Here is a 17,552-nt window from a genome sequence, read left to right on the forward strand (position 1 = left end):
TGGTTACTATACTTACTGAGGGGTGATGCTTTGAATAATAATAAATTAAGAAAATCATCAACTGATAAAGCTATAACAGGGGTTTGTGGAGGGATAGCTGAGTTCTTTGGAGTTTCCTCTATAGCAGTGAGACTTATCTTCGTTTTCTTACCAGGTAGTCTGCCTATTTATATTATTCTGGTCTACTTCCTACCAGAAATCCCTCCATCATTATAATGATTTTGACTTGTAAGGGGGAAACCCATAATCATCCCCCGAGCTCAATTATTTATTAATTACAGCCTCCTCATGAATGTATGTAGTTCCATTAAGGTCTTCTAATTTCTCAATAGCCCCATAGATTTCTAATTCACCGCCATTATTGGTGACCGTTCCATTTACAGTACCGTAGATAATTACGATTGATCTTTCAATGATAGATAAGTTCCCATTTATCGTCCCATGTAAATTAAGGTTTCCTTTTGCAACTAACACATCACCATTGACTTGACCCAGTATCTCCAGGTCTTCATTGATGGTTAAATCTCGATCGTACTTTCCTTCAAGCTTGTCCATTCAATCACTCTCCAATTAGTAAAAAAAAAGATTTCAAATTGCCATGATTTTTAACTTATTTTACCATAAAAAGTAGATTTACATTTTCCTATAAAAAAGTAGTTCAATTAAGGGTACAATTACAATTTGTACTCCAAAAATGAACTACTTAGTCAAACCTTTAAACTAATTCTCTTTACTCGTAACTCTTCTCCAGCTCATCAACCAGCTCACCGACATAGGCAACAGCTTTCTTGATCGGTTCTGGTGAAGTCATATCGACACCTGCATATTGCATCAATTCTTGAGGTGTTTTCGTTCCACCGAGCTTCAGTACTTCTAACCAACGATCAATCGCGGGCTGACCTTCTTCTTTGAACATCTGTGAAACGAGCGTAGAAGCGGTCAATCCTGCGGAATACGTGTATGGATATAAGCCCATATAATAGTGCGGCTGGCGCATCCATGTCAATTTCGCTCCTTCGTCGATTTCTACAGCATCGCCCCAGAAGTTCTTAAGGGTTTCGCCTTTTTGTTCTGACAATGTCTGTGCTGTAATTGGCACACCTTTTTCAGCTAAATCGTATACGCGACGCTGATATTCACCTTCCAGCAAGTGCGTTACGAAGTTGTGATAGTACGTCCCTAATAACTGCAAAATCACCCAACGGCGCATGCGAGGATCATCTGTTTTCTCCAGCAAATGATCAGCCAGCAGCATTTCGTTCATCGTTGATGGAGCCTCGATGAAGTAAGTCGAAGGACGTGTATTGAAGATTTCTTGGTTCTGGTTTGCTAAATGTAAGTGACCAGCGTGTCCAAGCTCGTGAGCCAAAATGAACGCCCCGCGCATTGTGCCTGTGAACGTCAACAAAATGTATGGGTGTGAACCATAAGGACTTGCACAGAATGCACCTGTCGCTTTCCCTACGTTATCCGCACGGTCGACCCAACGTTCCGTCAAACCTTTTTCCATGATTTCGGTATATTCAGGGCCCATTACCTTCAACGCTTCAAGAATCGTATCACTCACTTCTTCATACGAAGTTTCAGGGTTGAAGTCAGGATCAAGCGGAGCTTTCAAATCACTGAACTTCATCACATCAAGACCAAGCAGACGCTTTTTCAACTGAGCGAACTTACGCATAATCGGCGCCAATTCCTCCTGGATCACGTCTAATTGGTTATGATACATCTCAAGCGAGACCTTTTGAGGCTGCAATAACATCTCCGTCACCGATTTGTAGTTACGGATACGTGACATCGCCACTTGCTTCTTGACTTCTGTCGCGTACGTCGCAGCAAATGTATTCTGGTACTGCTTGAGCGTATCAACAAACGAATCATACGCTTTTCTGCGAACTTCTGTGTTTGGTGAAAATTCATACTCATCCTCGAAAAGAGCGAATGAATTCGGATATTCCTCTCCGTCAGATGTCTGGAAAGACCCAAAGTCCATGTCTGACAGTTTGCTACGGTTATAGATCAAGTAAGGTGCCGAATGGATTTCACTCAAGGATGCCAGAACTTTTTCCGTCTCAGGTGCCAATGAGTAAGGCTTTTTCTCTAAAATATCATGCAGAACTCTGCGATAAGGTTCGAGTTCCTTATTTTCATCTAAGTATTGTTCGATCGTACCTTCAGGTAGAGCTAATAATTCAGACTCGACGAATGATAAAGAGGACTGGATACGTGCCATCGCTGAACCAAATTTACTCGCATTCGCCTGGTTCACTGGATTCGTTCCATCTTCAGAGTTTCGTAGATTTACATACGTACCAACCTGGATCATTTTTTCCTGAAGTCTTGCTTGCGCTTGAAGGCAAGACAAAACAACATCAGATCCTTCGCCTAACTTTCCTTGGAATTTAGTCACCGTCGGAACCATTTCCTCTAATTCCTGAAGTGCTTTTTCCCACGCTTCATTCGATTCAAATAAATCTTCCACGCGCCACGTCTGTTCGACTGGCACTTCCGAACGCTTTAATCTGGTTTTAGCCATTTAATAAACCACCTCTAAAAATTTATTTCGAAACACTAAGTAAATTATAATCGATAGAGGGGGATTGTTGTCAAACATATCAGAAGATTTTTATTAATCTTCAGTCGCGAAACTTTTTCTTTTTTCTAACGTATTGATATTTAAAGGTGTAAGCATTTTTCTTTAAAGTTTATTAAGTAGATAAAAAAAGGGGAATGGTGAGAATGATTGTATTGCTTAACGTTGGCAGCCTTTTACTTGGGCTGGTTGCATGGCTACTACCAATTGTTAATCTTTTAACACATGAAAAGCATAACCATAAGCGCTGGGTGACCCTATCCATCATGAGTTTCAGTGCTTGCGCGATTGCATTATGTTTTCAAATTTTCTATAGTTACCATCTTGTGAAAATTGAAGATTGGTCTGCACTGATGGATATTACTGGTTCAGTAGCTTTCGCAGCAACAGTTCTTCTCGTGGTTACTATCTTATTGAATGTAATGACTCTTTTTGTATATCGTAGCGATACAGCGAAATAATTTTTTGGAAGAAAACAATCATATAGAAGAAAAAAAGCATTGACCTATTTATTAAGTCAATGCTTTCTCATGAGTTACCCTTTACTGTTATATTTCTTAAATAATGTACGCTATTATTTTAAAAAGATATAACTTTGATAGGTTGCTAACATGAGGAAAATGGTTGTAACTATTAGTATGAACCATGAAAAAGAATGTTTTTGATCTCTAAGAACCCGGTAGATTAAGATTACACAAGCAGTGATTATGAGTAGTATGAAAAGAGAAACGAACAAAGAGGCAGAAATTGATATCATGAATTTATCCCCTCTGTTAATCCACCGAATCGGACCAACGCACGGTCTCAACATTTTGTAGGTTGATATTTCCTAGGCTGAATACGTGAGGAATGTAATGGAACATCGCAAATTGTGGGTCATCTTTTGTATAGCCATTTTGGTAGAAATGGATCGTTTCGTTTGGAACCGTCAACAATTCATCATATTGACCAACGTCCAGTAAACGAATATCAAATGGAGTAATATCAATGCTAGAACTGAGGTAGTTTGATTTTTTGAAGAGGTAATAGACATTTACATTCGGTCTTAACTGCTCAACTGGTATTTGGTAGAATTCCATGTCGTCATCCAATTGGATCCCCATTTCTTTTAACGACTTGTAAATCATATTTGGGTGGATGGGAGAAAGATGGACAACGTCGTTGAATAAGCAGTCTATTTTAGGTATCTTTTGTGTAAGTAGCTTTTTTCTTTCAGGATGTTGTATGTATTTTTTAGTGTATTGATTGTATAGTCTCCGGTCGATGGTCTTCATTTCATTGAGCGGGATCAACTGCTCACCCTTCAACTCTTTTGGTACCATATGGTAAACATATGAAATATAAATTTCCCCTTTCTTTAAAATTGTTTCAAGATTACGAGCCTTGTATAGTTAGGCTATTTTTATTTTCATCTTAATACATTTTTATAAACTTAGTATAAAAAATTCGTATATATTCATTCTAGGGGAGATAGCATGCAAAAGTCTAACATTTTAAAAGAGGAAATACCTAGGAAAGTTGTAGCGGCTTCGATTTCGGGATCTATATTTGCAATACTGATGGGAATTACGGATCCTAATCCGTTCGGTGACAGTAATTTATCAACCTTCCAATATATCCGAGCGTTCTTTTTAGCGACACCGGTGTACTTAATGTATAGTTTTCCAGTCATTTTGATTTATGGGGTTCTAACATCAGCTATTAGTGATGCAGTTGCTAGACTTATAGCTCGAAGGACAAAGCTTGGTTTTGATACATATTTTTCATTAGTATTTCATGTGATATTTGGATTGATTCTACTTTGGTACAGCTTAGTTGCATCTATTTTGTTTTTCATAACAGATTATGTGCTACGCAGAAGAGACAAATACAACTGGGTGAGTGCTGTGAAAAGCTTAGTGATTCCAGTCCTGACAATCATAGGTTTCATGTTTGTGGTTTACTTGATGGATATAGGTAGATAATAGGAATGATCGGTGCAGTTGACCGATCATTTTTTTGTTCGGTTCAATCTTTTATGTTCTGATGCACGAGTCAGCGAATAGTAACGGTGAGTCAGTATTTAAGGGGAAAAAGTCCGCGAATAGCGATAAAAAGTCCGCAAATAGCCCTAAAGAACCCGCGAATAGTAAGTAAGCGTCAAATTTTGCGACCTCCTTCACGGCATAAGGGCAACTAGGTCTCTGACTTCGTCAATCGACAAGTTTTCTTTCGCAGTTGAAGGATTCGTTCCGCCTCCTTCACGGCATAAGTGCAACTAAGCCTCTGCCTTCACCGCTGGTTCGTCAATCGACAAGTTTTCTTTCGCAGTTGAAGGAGTCGTTCCGTCTCCTTCACGGCATAAGTGCAACTAAGCCTCTGCCTTCACCGCTGGTTCGTCAATCGGCAAGTTTTCTTTATTATTTTTTCGTGCAATTAGTGATAGAATAGGACTGGAGTGGTTATTGCCACTGGGATGAAAAATTTGCTATCATAGATAGTATTGTGAAACGTGAAATGTACGGAGGTGCAATAATAGATGTCAAAGATTTCAACAGATCAAGTGAAGCATGTTGCGAACCTTGCGCGACTTGCGATTACTGAAGAAGAAGCTGAAAAGTATAGTGAGCAGTTATCGAAGATTATCGATTTTTCCGAGCAATTGAACGAACTGGATACGACAGGTGTCGAGCCGACGACGCATGTATTGGACATGAAGAATGTCATGCGGAAAGATGAACCTAAAGAATGGATCACTCGTGAAGATGCACTTAAGAACGCACCAGATAAACAGGATGGACAGTTTAAAGTCCCTTCGATTTTAGAATAGGGAGGTTTCAGGATGTCGCTTTTTGATATGACAATCAAAGAATTACAACAACAATTCAATGAGAAAAAATTAACCGTTTCCGACTTGATCGATCATAGTTATAAGCAGATCGACCGTACGGAAGACAAAGTAAAAGCATTTGTGACATTGAACGAAGAAGATGCTCGCAATGAAGCGAAGAAGATGGACGAGCAAGAAGTGGACCCAGCGAAATATCCGTTATTCGGTATGCCGCTTGGTATCAAAGATAACATCGTGACGAAAGGACTTCGCACGACTTGTTCATCACAAATTTTATCAACATTAGATGACCCGTTATACGACGCTACTGTTATTCAGAAGCTAAAAGCTGCAGGCGCGATCAATATTGGGAAACTGAACATGGACGAATTCGCGATGGGTTCATCGACTGAGAACTCAAGCATGCAGGCGACTCGTAATCCTTGGAATACAGACTATGTGCCTGGTGGATCAAGCGGTGGGTCAGCAGCAAGTGTAGCGGCTGGACAAGTTCCATTCGCATTAGGTTCTGATACAGGTGGTTCTGTACGTCAACCAGCTTCATACTGTGGAGTTGTAGGAATGAAGCCTACATATGGACGCGTCTCCCGTTTCGGGTTAGTCGCTTTCGCTTCATCCTTGGATCAAATCGGGCCAATTACTCGTACCGTAGAAGATAACGCACGTATTTTAGAAGTGATCGCAGGCCATGACGAAATGGACTCGACAAGTGCACACTTAGATGTTCCAAAATATACCGAAGAACTGACTGGAAATGTCGAAGGTTTGAAGATTGCCGTGCCAGCTGAATACCTTGGTGAAGGTGTCGATGAACACGTCAAGTTAAGCGTAAGAGAAGCTCTTAAAACATTCGAGGATTTAGGCGCAACTTGGGAAGAGGTCAATCTTCCTCACTCGAAATATGCGATTGCGACTTATTACATGATCGCGTCATCTGAGGCATCCGCGAACTTGGCACGTTTTGACGGCGTCCGTTACGGTAAGCGTTCAGAAAATGCGACGAACATGGTGGATATGTTCAAGATGTCACGTAGCGAAGGCTTTGGAGATGAGGTTAAACGTCGTATCATGCTTGGAACTTTCGCGTTAAGTTCAGGTTACTATGATGCTTATTATAAAAAAGCACAACAAGTACGTACGTTGATCAAACAAGATTTTGAAAAAATATTTGAGAACTACGATATTGTCGTAGGTCCGACTGCCCCGACAACAGCATTTAAAGTCGGCGAACAGATCGATGATCCACTGACGATGTATGCCAATGACTTGTTGACGATTCCAGTTAACCTAGCTGGTGTACCTGGAATTTCAATTCCTTGTGGATTCCATAAAGAAAACAATATGCCGATCGGTTTACAGATCATCGGTAAACACTTTGATGAGAGCACGGTTTACCGTGCAGCGCATGCATATGAACAAACAAAACCATACAACGATGAACGACCTCAATTAGGAGGTGCTGAATAATGAACTTTGAATCCGTAATCGGCTTAGAAGTCCACGTAGAATTAAAGACAGACTCGAAGATTTTCAGCCCGAGCCCGAATAAGTTCGGCGCTGAAACGAACTCGAACGTCAACCCGATCGACCTTGGGTATCCAGGTGTCTTGCCTGTTTTAAATGAAGAAGCGGTGAATTACGCGATGCGTGCGGCGATGGCATTGAACTGTGAAATCGCGACTGACACAAAGTTCGACCGTAAAAACTATTTCTACCCAGACAACCCGAAAGCTTATCAAATCTCTCAGTTCGACCAACCGATCGGTGAAAACGGATGGATTGAGATCGAAGTAAATGGTGAGAAAAAACGTATCGGTATCACACGCCTTCACTTAGAAGAAGACGCGGGTAAACTTACTCACGGAGAAGATGGCTATTCATTAGTCGATTATAACCGTCAAGGGACGCCTCTGATTGAGATCGTCTCTGAGCCGGACATGAGAACTCCGGAAGAAGCATATGCATATTTAGAGAAGCTCAAAAATATCATTCAATTTACAGGTGTTTCTGACTGTAAAATGCAAGAAGGTTCCTTACGTTGTGATGCGAACATTTCACTTCGTCCAATCGGACAAGAAGAATTCGGAACGAAAGCTGAACTGAAGAACTTGAACTCGTTCAGTTTTGTCCAAAAAGGGCTTGAATTCGAAGAAACACGCCAAGAAAAAGTCTTACGCCAAGGCGGAGAAATTTTACAAGAAACTAGACGTTTTGATGAAAAGACGAAAGAAACCATTCTAATGCGTGTCAAAGAGGGTTCTGATGATTATCGTTACTTCCCAGAGCCAGACTTAGTGCCGCTTTATATTGATGATGCATGGAAAGAACGTATCCGTCAGTCGATTCCTGAGCTTCCGGACGCGCGTCGTAAACGCTATGTTGAGGAATTAGAACTAGACGAGTACGATGCGAATGTGCTGACAGGCTCAAAAGAAATGTCTGATTTCTTCGAAGCGACAATCAACCAAGGTGCTGATCCGAAACAAGCAACCAACTGGTTAATGGGTGACGTTTCAGGGTATATGAACAAGCAACAGGTCGAACTCGAAGACTTGCCATTAACCCCTGAAGCTCTCGCAAAAATGATCAAGCTCATCGATGAAGGTACTCTATCATCGAAGCTTGCGAAAAAAGTCATTACGGAACTTGTGAAGAACGGCGGTGACCCAGAGAAAATCGTCGAAGAAAAAGGGCTCGTCCAAATTTCTGACGAAGGACAACTGCGTGAAATCATCACAGGCATTCTGGATGAAAACCAACAATCAATCGAAGACTATAAAAACGGTAAAGACCGTGCACTCGGTTTCCTTGTCGGTCAGGTAATGAAAGCGACAAAAGGGCAAGCGAACCCGCCAATGGTTAACAAGATCTTATTGGAAGAGATGGATAAACGCTAAACTGAGAGGAGACGTTTCCATGTCATATTCATTAACGAAGATTGACCATGTACAATTGTCTGCACCACCCAACTCTGAGGATAAAGCACGTGATTTTTTCATCAACGTGCTCGGGATGGAAGAAGTCGAAAAACCGACCGCCCTTAAGAAAAATGGCGGTGTTTGGTTTCAAACTGACGGGGTCCAATTACACGTAGGAATTGAAGAAGACTTCACGCCGAACAAAAAAGCACATCCTGCTTTAGAAGTATTGGGGTTAGAGGCTTTAATGTCACAACTAGACTTACACCGAGTGCCTTATCAAAAGGATAATAAGATTCCGGGAGCCAACCGTATTTACATTCACGATCCATTTGGTAACCGAATCGAAATGATCCAATGGGTTTAACCTTAAAATAGAGATAAATCGGGGAATTTTTGAACGAAGGTGAACATAATGGAACTTAAACGCGCTCGAGTCATATATAATCCATCATCAGGACGAGAAGCCATGCGCAAAGCTCTTCCAGACATCCTTGAATCACTGGAAATCGCAGGATTTGAGGCATCGACTCACGCTACCACTGGGGACGACTGTGCTAGACGTGCCGCGAAAATCGCTTGTGACAGGAAGTACGATATGGTCATTGCTGCTGGTGGTGACGGCACGGTTAACGAAGTTGTCGACGGGATTGCCTCCAAAGAATACCGTCCGAAACTTGGGGTCATACCAATGGGAACAACAAACGACTTTGCTCGTGCACTTCATATTCCGCGCGATTGGAAAAAAGCGATGGAGATTATTTTAGATGGGTACTCCAAAAAGCTCGATATCGGAGAGGTAAATGGCAAGCACTTTATGAATATTGCTGGTGGAGGTCGTTTGACGGAGCTGACATACGAAGTCCCAAGTAAGCACAAGACTGTATTAGGTCAACTTGCTTATTACTTGAAAGGCATTGAGATGCTACCATCAATCAGACCAACTAAAGCTCGCATCGAATATGATGGTGAAGTGTTGGAAGAGGAAATCATGCTCTTCTTAGTATCGAATACCAACTCGATCGGTGGATTTGAAAAAATCGCACCTAATGCTGAAATGGATGATGGGAAGTTCGATTTACTCATATTGAAAAAATCGAACCTAGCTGATTTCATTGTGCTAGCTAATAAAGCACTCCGAGGAACTCACCTTGGCGACAAACACGTAGTCTATGCACAAGCTAGTGAAATTAAAGTCGAAGCAGAAGACAACATGCAGCTCAATCTCGATGGAGAACATGGAGGAAGTCTACCTGGAACGTTCAGGAATCTGCATAAACACATCGAATTCTTTTTACCTGAAAAAGATGTGAAATAAGAAGTAAGAGAGTGGACTGGCTGATTTAAAGCTGGTCCATTTTTTTAGAAAAGATTTCTTAAGTGAATGAATCTCAAAACAACAAATACGAAACTTTTACTGTAATCCAAGCTAAAATAATTTCTATAATATGGTATTGTTGGGGTGAACACAAAAAGGGGGATATTCATTGGTAAAGAAGTTTGCGATTATTCTAGCTATAGTGTTACCGATTTTTACCTTTGTGATATACACAATATTTTCCGAGTCTAATGATACAGAGGTAAAAATCGAAGCTTATATGATGAACTCGATGTCTCATGAAGAAGGTACATATAAGAAAGTGAATTCTGTCATTGAAATTGATAGTAAAGACCCCAAAAATTATATTGAAGTACAGATGATAGAAGACATTTACGATGAGAAGGATCAATACATAAAAACGAAAGTCATCCAATCTACTCAAAAAGGTGAGCAAGAAAAAACCTTAAACGAAGAAACAACTTTATTTTTGCCTGATCAATTCGAGTTCAATGATGGTCATAGATTTCCTATTGGAGAATCTTTGACTGCCGATGAAAAAGCTCAAGTCCAAGAGTTGATTGAGGAAGAAATAGACTTCTAACTAGGTATATTCAGGTATTTACTTAAGAAAAACATTATATAAAAATCCTCTAATCAAGCTAATATTTTCACCACAAACTTTGTATCAAGTCCTTGGCAACAAGAATCTGAGTTTTGGATTCTTGTTCAGAAAATTAGTTCAAATGGGATGATCATAAATGAATCGAAAAATCGCAGCGTTTGATATAATTTTTTATGGTGCACTTCCGTATCTTATTTGGACATACGGACGCGATCCGATGGGCGATTATTATGCTATGCTCCTATCAACTGTGCCAGGTTTTATTTACACTATTTATCGATTTGTTAAAGAAAAGCAAATCAACTTTTTAGGACTCTTTATCATAGTATCATTGCTCATCTCCACTCTAGTAAACGTGCTCTCTGGAAATGCGGAAGATATGTTGTGGAATCAGGTATACATAGGGTATGTAACTGCTAGTGTTTTTCTGATTTCCATCCTGGTGAAAAGACCGCTAGCGTTATATTTTGCAATAGATATGGCGTCACTACAAGGGTATAAGAGGAGCGATAGTAAATGGCTATTCACGAGAAAAGGTCTCTTCATGTGGTTTCAATTGTTTACAGGGTTGTTTGTCTTCAGAAGTCTTTTTCAAAGTGGATTAAAAGCTTGGCTAATCGAACAATATGGTGTGGATGGATATGGGAAAATGATTATTTATATGCAAGTAAGTGGATGGATTTTTAGCGGTTTGATTTTAGGAATGATGGTATTACTTAGTTATAAAATAAATCAACACTTGAAAACAAATGTCTTTAAAAGCTCTACCACTTCATCAACAACCAATCAAGAGGGAGAGAGGTAAATGGAATATTCACATGCAGAACTAAAAAACTTGAGAGTCAAATATGCTGTAGCAATGAACATTCAAATTCTTCTATTGATTGGTGTTATGATATCAATTGTTCTTATGTACGAGGTCACTATAAGTCACATGCATTTAGTGTTGTCAATCATTTTCATTCTAGATGCAACTAGGCTTGTATGGAAAGGTGACTCAACAAAGTCGATCATACCAATTTATCAACAAATGCATACATATGAGAAACAAATAAAAGGAGAAGCTTGGCTGGAAGACCGAAAGAGAGCTATTTTTCTTCAATATTTTTTGGGGTTTTTCTGGCTTATCTTATCATTTGCAGGTATGGGCGAGGATAATACATTAAAATCAGATTTCCAAGTGGCTGTTATAATAGCTTTTGTTGTAGCATTGGTTAATGTGGTATGGTTTCTTGATAAGAAAAAAGAGTACCGAGAGGAAGATGAGGGGGGCGGTATATCAAACGCTGTGAAATTTCTCGCTGGTTTAACGATTGCTCTTCTCATCCTAGCATTTGCAATAATATTTTTTCAGTAGAGGCATGTTTGATCATGACTAAAATATTTAACTCGTTCATCGAACTGATTTCTGCCTTTTTCTTTTACCAATAAGAGGGTAGAATAGGGTATAGACGAATGAACGAATAACAAAGGACGGATCAACATGGCGAAAACAAAAGCACCAGTAACCAAGAACGAATATATAGATGTAACATTTGTGGACCTTACGCATGAAGGTCAGGGGGTGGCCAAACTCGATGGCTACCCGATATTCGTACCGTACGGGCTGCCAGGTGAAAAGGCACAAATCAAAGTCGTGAAAGTGAAAAAAAATCTCGCATTCGGGAAATTGGTGGAGCTACATGAAGCAAGTGAAGATCGAATCGAACCACCGTGTGATGTCTTCTACAAGTGTGGTGGCTGCCAGATTCAACATATGAGCTACGATCTCCAACTACGTATGAAACAAAAACAAGTACAAGACGTCATGAAAAAAATCGCACAAATGTCTGATGTACCTGTCCATTCTACAATCGGTATGGAAGACCCATGGAATTATCGCAACAAAGCTCAGATTCCTGTCGGTAAACGAGATGGGAAAATTGTAACTGGCTTTTATCAAATGCGTAGCCACAACATCATAGACTTGGATGAATGCCCGGTACAAAATCATGTGAATGACATGATCATCCGTGAAATGAAAACGATTATAGGTGACTTAGGCATTGAACCATATGATGAACAAAGTCATTCTGGAGAAATCCGTCATATTGTCGTCCGATCAGGTTATCACACCGAAGACGTAATGATTGTTGTAGTCACGCGAACGAAGAAATTGACCAATGAAAAAGAATTCGTGGAAAGAGTAAAAAACTTGAGCCCTGCGATTAAAGGAATCGTCCATAACATTAATCCGAAACAAACGAACGTCATCATGGGAAGAGATGAAAAGCTTCTATGGGGAGAAAGCGAGATTACTGATAAAATTGGTGATCTTGAATTCTCGATCTCAGCTCAATCTTTCTATCAAGTGAATCCTGAACAGACAGAAAAACTGTATGAACAAGCGTTGAAGTACGCTGATTTAAGTGGAAAAGAAACTGTTATTGATGCTTACTGTGGTATCGGGAGCATTTCGCTATTCCTTGCACAAAAAGCCAAGAAGGTTTATGGAGTGGAAGTTGTTCCTAAAGCGGTTGATAATGCTAAAGCTAATGCAAAGAGAAACCATATTGATAACGCAGAATTCTATGTCGGACAAGCAGAAAAAGTCATGCCATGGTGGAAATCACAAGGTCTAGATCCAGATGTCATTGTCGTCGACCCACCACGAAAAGGTTGCGACGAAGAACTGTTGGAAGCAATGATCGCGATGCAACCGGAACGGATTGTGTATGTATCGTGTAACCCATCAACATTGGCACGTGATTTGAAGATATTATCCGATGGTGGATTTGAAGCGAAGGAAATCCAACCAGTGGATATGTTCCCACAAAGTAATCATGTAGAATCCGTAACATTAGTTGAGAGAAAGTTGTAGAACTACGAGAATCAAATAGAACGTAAAAGAAGACAGGGAGATCCTTTTATAACAAGGATCTCCCTTTTTTATTAAACTAGTGCAATAAAGTATTTACCCGTCCACCATAAGAAACCTAATGTTGCGATTGTAAAAGTTACTACTACCCATTTAGGTTTGTTATTCCTTCTAGCATTTAAGAAAAGCAAAAAGAAACTAACTGTTAATACAGCAAATAATAAGAACATCCAACCATTCATTCTTAATTTCCCCCTCAAATATTTTTAAATTTAATTGAGTATTATACGATTCCGAAAAATGGATGTTATTTATAACTCTTTAATAGGTACTTACTAAACTAAATTCTAATTCCTAATATTGAAATGACCCCCGAAAATTAGTTTTTCTAACTTCGGGGGTCTTCCATCATCATTTGACTATTTGATCAACTGTAACACCGAGCTTATCAAGAATGAATGAATAGGTTTCTGCGGATTCCTTCAAGTGGTTGAAGCGGCCTGAAGCACCGAAATGGCCGGCACCCATATTAGTTTTTAACACAGTGACGTTATCATCGGTTTTCATGGATCTTAGGCGTGCAACCCACTTGGCCGGTTCCCAGAAAGCGACTCGAGGATCGTTAAGACCAGTGGTGATATACATATTTGGATAGTCTTTTGCTTCAACATTATCGTACGGACTATATGATTTCATATAGAAATAGTCCTCTGCCTTGCGTGGGTCTCCCCATTCATCCCATTCTAACGTGGTAAGAGGAATGGTTTCATCCAACATAGTCGTGACTACATCGACGAAAGGCACTACTGGAACAATGACTTTAAATAGATCTCCAGCCATATTGGCTACTGCACCAACGAGCAAGCCTCCTGCGCTTCCACCACAAGCTGCCATTTTGCTTGGTGTTGTAAATTCATGTTCAATCAGATAGTTTGCTGCAGCTATAAAATCGGAGAACGTGTTTCGTTTATTCTGCATTTTCCCATCAATATACCAATTTCTCCCCATTTCTGAGCCACCACGAACTTGCGCTGTGACTAGCACGACTCCTTTGTCCAAGAGTGGGAGGTGATAAGGACTGAAATGAGGATCGCTGTTTGCTCCATAAGATCCATACCCATAAAGAACTAAAGGCGCAGGTCCAGATTTTAGCGCTCCTTTACGATAGACAACAGTCATTGGAACTTTTACACCATCATCGGCTACTGCCCACAATTGCTCTTGATGGTAGTTAGAAGAATCATATTCCCCACTTACAGGAGCAACCTGCAAGCAATGTTTCTCACCAGTCAACAAGTTTAGTGAGTAAGTTGTATCTGGAGTAAGATGGGATTCATATTTAATTAACACTTCCCGTGCCTCATAGCTTTGTCTAGATACTACCGAGACCGAATAAATAGCTTCATTCCACTCAATTCTCTCTAAATCATTGTCTTGAAGTAGCCAGATTTGCGTCAATCCGTTCTCCCTGCCAAATAGAATTAACCCATCTTGAAAAGGGCACATGCCTTGAATAAAACGGTCCTTGTTATACTCTATAACTTTTTCCCGTGAATCAAGATCATTTAGTGGGCAGCGAAGTAGCTGGAAGTTAACTGCTCCTTCATTAGTAAGTATAAGCAGGTCATCGCCCCAATGTTCGACATCATATTCTATACCGTCTCTTCGTTCATCCAACAATCGTAAAGGGGACATTGGGGAATCTGCGTCTAACAAGCGGATCTCACTCGTCGTCTTCGAACTTGACTCAACAATAATAAATCTACCGCTTTGTGATTTCGACATGAATATTGTAAAGGTGGTATCTTTTTCTTCATAAAGTAGTTCATCACTATTTACATCAGCTCCAAGACGATGCCGCCATACACGGTACGCACGCTGTTGTTCATCGACAGTCACGTAAAAAATATATTCACCACAACGGCTCCATTCTAAACTACCAGCTATAAAGACATTCGGAATCCGGTCAGGTAGAAGCTCTCCAGTATGCATGTCCTTTATGTAGACGGTATACCGATCGGAGCCATCACGATTTTCTAAATAAGCTAATAGGTTATGATCGTCACTCATACGCTGGACTGTCACATTTAAATATTCATCCTCTACGGCAAGCTCATTCAGATCGAGTACCACTTCCTCTGATACTTCTGTCAGTTGCTGACGGCTAGTCGCTCGTTTGCGTGCATAGATAGGGTATTGCTTTTCTTTGTCCATGCGTGAATAGTAAAAGAAATGCCCATGCTGTACCGCTACGTTCACTTCTGAATCTGGAACCCGATCTACCATGCTTTGATAAATTTCTTCAGTTTGTTTTTCCATTGGACGCATGATCTCTTCATAATAGTGGTTTTCTTCCTCTAAATAATCAATCACCTCTGGATTGGTTTGGTCTTTTAGCCAATAAAAGTCGTCTTCTCGCACATCTCCATGCATTTTATGTTGGTGGGGGATGCGTTTTGCTACAGGTGGTTTCATCAAATTCTCCTTCCTTATACTTAATTATTTTCGCGCCAGGGTAGTTGAAATCCTCTATTTATTACCATATTTTACTGCCAACTAAGTGTGGATTATAATAGATTATTAAAGTGAAATAGTTAGTAAAGAATAACGAATACGAAGCAGCTGATAAAAATTGCTGTTATTATTAAGGTGTTACCTAATTGATTAAGGAACAGGAGGTTTAGACATGGATAATAATGATATATTAATCAGATTAAGATATGCACTGGATATAAAAGATAGCGATATGATAGAAATGTTTAAGCTCGGTGGCGTTGAGGTGACCAAAGAAGAACTATTAAAGATACTTACAAAATCAGAAGAGGACCTCGATGGTGAGGAGGACTATGAGGTTGAAGCTAAAAATGAAGAACACATAAAATGCACAAATAGTATGTTAGAGTCGTTTTTAAATGGGATGATCACTTTTAAAAGAGGTGCTCAAGAGCCAAAGCCCGGACAACCTTCAAAACCAGACCGATCGATCAAGAATCATTCAAGTGTGAATAATGTCATGCTTAAAAAAGTGAAGATAGCCCTATCATTAACGACAGAAGATATCATTGATATTTTTGAAGATGCAGGGGTCACGATTACAAAAGGTGAATTAAGTGCTTTCTTAAGAAAAGAAGGTCACAAAAATTATAAAGAATTTGGAGATCAATTCGCTAGAAATTTCTTAAGAGGGTTAACGATAAAATATAGAGGTTAAGCTTTTCCAACTACTGATCCAAAAAGAAAGGAGTTTAAAATGAAGAAGGATAAACAATATACTTCAGAATCCGCCCTTAAGGAAAAGGCAGTGTCTTTTCTCGAACTTGTAGTATCAGGCGATGTTCGTGAAGCCTATAGAAAATATGTTGGAGAAGACTTCCGACATCATAATCCTTATTTTCCAGGTGATGCCGAAGCCCTCATGTTGGGGATGGAAGAAAGTGAAGAGCAAACTCCAAATAAGATATTTAACATCAAACATGCTCTTCAAGATGGAGATAGTGTGGCGGTTCATTCCCATTTAAGGCAGAGTGAAGATGACATTGGAATGGCTGTAGTACATATTTTTCGATTTGAAAATAACCAAATTGTTGAGATGTGGGATGTTGGGCAATCCGTTCCTGAAGAATCTCAGAACGAGAATGGAATGTTTTAAAATGCATTTTCTTTGAGTGATTTTAATAGGCCTATACTAACTAATACCGAAAGACTTCTGTGAATAATTCAATCTACAGAAGTCTTTTATTAATGGAGAATATTTCTTGGATGAATCGTATTTGAATAAATATTTATTGATAAACAATAAATTAATTGCTATAATCCTTATAAATAATCAAATCTTTTTAAGTTTAAAAGTGAATCGTCAAATGAGAAATCGTTGTTTATTAGAAATTCATTCGCATTCATAATTTGAAAAAAGAGGTGTATTTTCATGAGGAAAGGTTCTACTACATTTTTAAAGGTAGTTGTTGTTATCATTGCATTAGCTGTAGTTGCATTGTGTATCTTTGTGTTACCTATGATCGCTAGAGCTGTGGCAGGTGATCAAACGTTTGCTAAATGGGTTTATCCGGTGTTGATAGGCATGTATATATCTGTTATACCTTTTTTTGTTGCAATGTTTCAGTCAATAAAATTATTAGGCTATATTGACAAGAACGAGGCATTTTCTGATATGTCGGTAAAAGCGTTAAGGGTTATTAAATATAGTGCGTTAACCATCAGCCTGGTCTACACGGCTACGATGCCTTTCTTTTTTATGATTGGTGAGCTTGACGACGCTCCGGGAGTGATTGTAATCGGTATGGTATTGGTATTTGCATCTTTCGTTGTTGCAGTCTTTGCATACGTACTACAAAATATCTTAAAAAGTGCACTAGATATCAAATCCGAAAATGATCTAACTGTGTGAGGTGAA

General features: G+C 39.5%; 20 protein-coding genes. 15 read left to right on the plus strand and 5 right to left on the minus strand.

Features of this window, described 5'->3' with window-relative positions; all coding sequences use genetic code 11:
• Window positions 1-30 precede the first annotated feature (30 nt).
• Window positions 31-216, plus strand: a complete 186-nt coding sequence (locus tag CEY16_RS12885) for a PspC domain-containing protein (protein ID WP_101332458.1) — start codon at window positions 31-33, stop codon at window positions 214-216.
• Between the two features lie 48 nt (window positions 217-264).
• Here CEY16_RS12885 and CEY16_RS12890 read toward each other — a convergent pair whose 3' ends face one another.
• Entirely contained in the window at window positions 265-555 is a 291-nt protein-coding gene (locus CEY16_RS12890) for a bactofilin family protein (RefSeq protein ID WP_101332459.1), read from the minus strand.
• Window positions 556-730: 175 nt separating this feature from the next.
• Window positions 731-2,536 (minus strand): oligoendopeptidase F, encoded by a 1,806-nt coding sequence (gene pepF, locus CEY16_RS12895; RefSeq protein WP_101332460.1) that lies wholly within the window; start codon window positions 2,534-2,536, stop codon window positions 731-733.
• Window positions 2,537-2,739: 203 nt separating this feature from the next.
• On the opposite strand from pepF, the gene CEY16_RS12900 reads away from it, so the two are divergent.
• A complete protein-coding gene (locus CEY16_RS12900; RefSeq protein WP_101332461.1) occupies window positions 2,740-3,054 on the plus strand; it encodes a hypothetical protein in 315 nt (104 codons plus the stop codon).
• 312 nt (window positions 3,055-3,366) lie between these two features.
• Here the strand turns inward: CEY16_RS12900 and CEY16_RS12905 are convergent, their stop codons facing one another.
• On the minus strand, window positions 3,367-3,915 hold the full coding sequence (locus CEY16_RS12905) for a group-specific protein (RefSeq protein ID WP_101332462.1): 549 nt from the start codon (window positions 3,913-3,915) through the stop codon (window positions 3,367-3,369).
• A gap of 153 nt (window positions 3,916-4,068) precedes the next feature.
• Between CEY16_RS12905 and CEY16_RS12910 the strand changes: the two genes are divergently transcribed.
• The 10 genes from CEY16_RS12910 to rlmD all read left to right on the plus strand — a co-directional run bounded on the left by CEY16_RS12910 (window position 4,069) and on the right by rlmD (window position 13,144).
• On the plus strand, window positions 4,069-4,557 hold the full coding sequence (locus CEY16_RS12910; protein ID WP_101332463.1) for a hypothetical protein: 489 nt from the start codon (window positions 4,069-4,071) through the stop codon (window positions 4,555-4,557).
• Window positions 4,558-5,111: 554 nt separating this feature from the next.
• Window positions 5,112-5,402 carry an Asp-tRNA(Asn)/Glu-tRNA(Gln) amidotransferase subunit GatC gene (gene gatC, locus CEY16_RS12915; protein ID WP_101332464.1) on the plus strand — a complete coding sequence of 97 codons (291 nt, stop codon included), beginning with the start codon at window positions 5,112-5,114 and terminating at the stop codon, window positions 5,400-5,402.
• 12 nt (window positions 5,403-5,414) lie between these two features.
• Entirely contained in the window at window positions 5,415-6,890 is a 1,476-nt protein-coding gene (gene gatA / locus CEY16_RS12920) for an Asp-tRNA(Asn)/Glu-tRNA(Gln) amidotransferase subunit GatA (RefSeq protein WP_101332465.1), read from the plus strand.
• On the plus strand, window positions 6,890-8,320 hold the full coding sequence (gatB, locus tag CEY16_RS12925) for an Asp-tRNA(Asn)/Glu-tRNA(Gln) amidotransferase subunit GatB (RefSeq protein ID WP_101332466.1): 1,431 nt from the start codon (window positions 6,890-6,892) through the stop codon (window positions 8,318-8,320). Before gatA ends, gatB begins: the two co-directional genes overlap by 1 nt.
• Before the next feature lie 19 nt (window positions 8,321-8,339).
• Window positions 8,340-8,708 (plus strand): VOC family protein, encoded by a 369-nt coding sequence (locus tag CEY16_RS12930; protein WP_101332467.1) that lies wholly within the window; start codon window positions 8,340-8,342, stop codon window positions 8,706-8,708.
• A 48-nt stretch (window positions 8,709-8,756) separates the two neighbouring features.
• Window positions 8,757-9,659 carry a diacylglycerol kinase gene (locus CEY16_RS12935; RefSeq protein WP_101332468.1) on the plus strand — a complete coding sequence of 301 codons (903 nt, stop codon included), beginning with the start codon at window positions 8,757-8,759 and terminating at the stop codon, window positions 9,657-9,659.
• A 169-nt stretch (window positions 9,660-9,828) separates the two neighbouring features.
• On the plus strand, window positions 9,829-10,263 hold the full coding sequence (locus tag CEY16_RS12940; protein WP_101332469.1) for a hypothetical protein: 435 nt from the start codon (window positions 9,829-9,831) through the stop codon (window positions 10,261-10,263).
• Between the two features lie 157 nt (window positions 10,264-10,420).
• A complete protein-coding gene (locus CEY16_RS12945; RefSeq protein WP_101332470.1) occupies window positions 10,421-11,089 on the plus strand; it encodes a VC0807 family protein in 669 nt (222 codons plus the stop codon).
• Complete coding sequence (locus CEY16_RS12950) at window positions 11,090-11,641, plus strand: hypothetical protein (RefSeq protein ID WP_101332471.1); 552 nt, start codon at window positions 11,090-11,092, stop codon at window positions 11,639-11,641.
• 126 nt (window positions 11,642-11,767) lie between these two features.
• On the plus strand, window positions 11,768-13,144 hold the full coding sequence (gene rlmD, locus CEY16_RS12955) for a 23S rRNA (uracil(1939)-C(5))-methyltransferase RlmD (RefSeq protein WP_101332472.1): 1,377 nt from the start codon (window positions 11,768-11,770) through the stop codon (window positions 13,142-13,144).
• Window positions 13,145-13,215: 71 nt separating this feature from the next.
• Here the strand turns inward: rlmD and CEY16_RS15270 are convergent, their stop codons facing one another.
• Together CEY16_RS15270 and CEY16_RS12960 are read right to left on the minus strand one after the other, a co-directional pair.
• The gene (locus CEY16_RS15270) at window positions 13,216-13,383 is read right to left on the minus strand and encodes a hypothetical protein (protein WP_162297938.1); all 168 of its coding nucleotides are present in this window, start codon (window positions 13,381-13,383) and stop codon (window positions 13,216-13,218) included.
• Between the two features lie 169 nt (window positions 13,384-13,552).
• On the minus strand, window positions 13,553-15,616 hold the full coding sequence (locus tag CEY16_RS12960; protein WP_101332473.1) for a S9 family peptidase: 2,064 nt from the start codon (window positions 15,614-15,616) through the stop codon (window positions 13,553-13,555).
• Window positions 15,617-15,827: 211 nt separating this feature from the next.
• On the opposite strand from CEY16_RS12960, the gene CEY16_RS12965 reads away from it, so the two are divergent.
• From CEY16_RS12965 to CEY16_RS12975, 3 genes are all read left to right on the plus strand, one after another.
• Window positions 15,828-16,352, plus strand: a complete 525-nt coding sequence (locus CEY16_RS12965; protein ID WP_101332474.1) for a YehS family protein — start codon at window positions 15,828-15,830, stop codon at window positions 16,350-16,352.
• A gap of 39 nt (window positions 16,353-16,391) precedes the next feature.
• Window positions 16,392-16,790, plus strand: coding sequence for a nuclear transport factor 2 family protein (locus CEY16_RS12970; protein ID WP_101332475.1), 399 nt, complete (start codon window positions 16,392-16,394; stop codon window positions 16,788-16,790).
• A gap of 276 nt (window positions 16,791-17,066) precedes the next feature.
• Window positions 17,067-17,546, plus strand: coding sequence for a DUF2975 domain-containing protein (locus CEY16_RS12975; RefSeq protein WP_101332476.1), 480 nt, complete (start codon window positions 17,067-17,069; stop codon window positions 17,544-17,546).
• The last annotated feature ends 6 nt before the right edge of the window (window positions 17,547-17,552 follow it).

The sequence above is a fragment of the Halalkalibacillus sediminis genome (assembly GCF_002844535.1).
GTDB classification, from domain to species: domain Bacteria; phylum Bacillota; class Bacilli; order Bacillales; family Alkalibacillaceae; genus Halalkalibacillus_A; species Halalkalibacillus_A sediminis.

What these genes read in the sequence shown, in the direction of transcription:
- CEY16_RS12890 (WP_101332459.1), bottom strand. Translation starts at nt 555, where the DNA reads ATGGACAAGCTTGAAGGAAAGTACGATCGAGATTTAACCATCAATGAA.
- pepF (WP_101332460.1), bottom strand. Translation starts at nt 2,536, where the DNA reads ATGGCTAAAACCAGATTAAAGCGTTCGGAAGTGCCAGTCGAACAGACG.
- CEY16_RS12900 (WP_101332461.1), top strand. Translation starts at nt 2,740, where the DNA reads ATGATTGTATTGCTTAACGTTGGCAGCCTTTTACTTGGGCTGGTTGCA.
- CEY16_RS12905 (WP_101332462.1), bottom strand. Translation starts at nt 3,915, where the DNA reads ATGGTACCAAAAGAGTTGAAGGGTGAGCAGTTGATCCCGCTCAATGAA.
- CEY16_RS12910 (WP_101332463.1), top strand. Translation starts at nt 4,069, where the DNA reads ATGCAAAAGTCTAACATTTTAAAAGAGGAAATACCTAGGAAAGTTGTA.
- gatC (WP_101332464.1), top strand. Translation starts at nt 5,112, where the DNA reads ATGTCAAAGATTTCAACAGATCAAGTGAAGCATGTTGCGAACCTTGCG.
- gatA (WP_101332465.1), top strand. Translation starts at nt 5,415, where the DNA reads ATGTCGCTTTTTGATATGACAATCAAAGAATTACAACAACAATTCAAT.
- gatB (WP_101332466.1), top strand. Translation starts at nt 6,890, where the DNA reads ATGAACTTTGAATCCGTAATCGGCTTAGAAGTCCACGTAGAATTAAAG.
- CEY16_RS12930 (WP_101332467.1), top strand. Translation starts at nt 8,340, where the DNA reads ATGTCATATTCATTAACGAAGATTGACCATGTACAATTGTCTGCACCA.
- CEY16_RS12935 (WP_101332468.1), top strand. Translation starts at nt 8,757, where the DNA reads ATGGAACTTAAACGCGCTCGAGTCATATATAATCCATCATCAGGACGA.
- CEY16_RS12945 (WP_101332470.1), top strand. Translation starts at nt 10,421, where the DNA reads ATGAATCGAAAAATCGCAGCGTTTGATATAATTTTTTATGGTGCACTT.
- CEY16_RS12950 (WP_101332471.1), top strand. Translation starts at nt 11,090, where the DNA reads ATGGAATATTCACATGCAGAACTAAAAAACTTGAGAGTCAAATATGCT.
- rlmD (WP_101332472.1), top strand. Translation starts at nt 11,768, where the DNA reads ATGGCGAAAACAAAAGCACCAGTAACCAAGAACGAATATATAGATGTA.
- CEY16_RS15270 (WP_162297938.1), bottom strand. Translation starts at nt 13,383, where the DNA reads ATGAATGGTTGGATGTTCTTATTATTTGCTGTATTAACAGTTAGTTTC.
- CEY16_RS12960 (WP_101332473.1), bottom strand. Translation starts at nt 15,616, where the DNA reads ATGAAACCACCTGTAGCAAAACGCATCCCCCACCAACATAAAATGCAT.
- CEY16_RS12965 (WP_101332474.1), top strand. Translation starts at nt 15,828, where the DNA reads ATGGATAATAATGATATATTAATCAGATTAAGATATGCACTGGATATA.
- CEY16_RS12970 (WP_101332475.1), top strand. Translation starts at nt 16,392, where the DNA reads ATGAAGAAGGATAAACAATATACTTCAGAATCCGCCCTTAAGGAAAAG.
- CEY16_RS12975 (WP_101332476.1), top strand. Translation starts at nt 17,067, where the DNA reads ATGAGGAAAGGTTCTACTACATTTTTAAAGGTAGTTGTTGTTATCATT.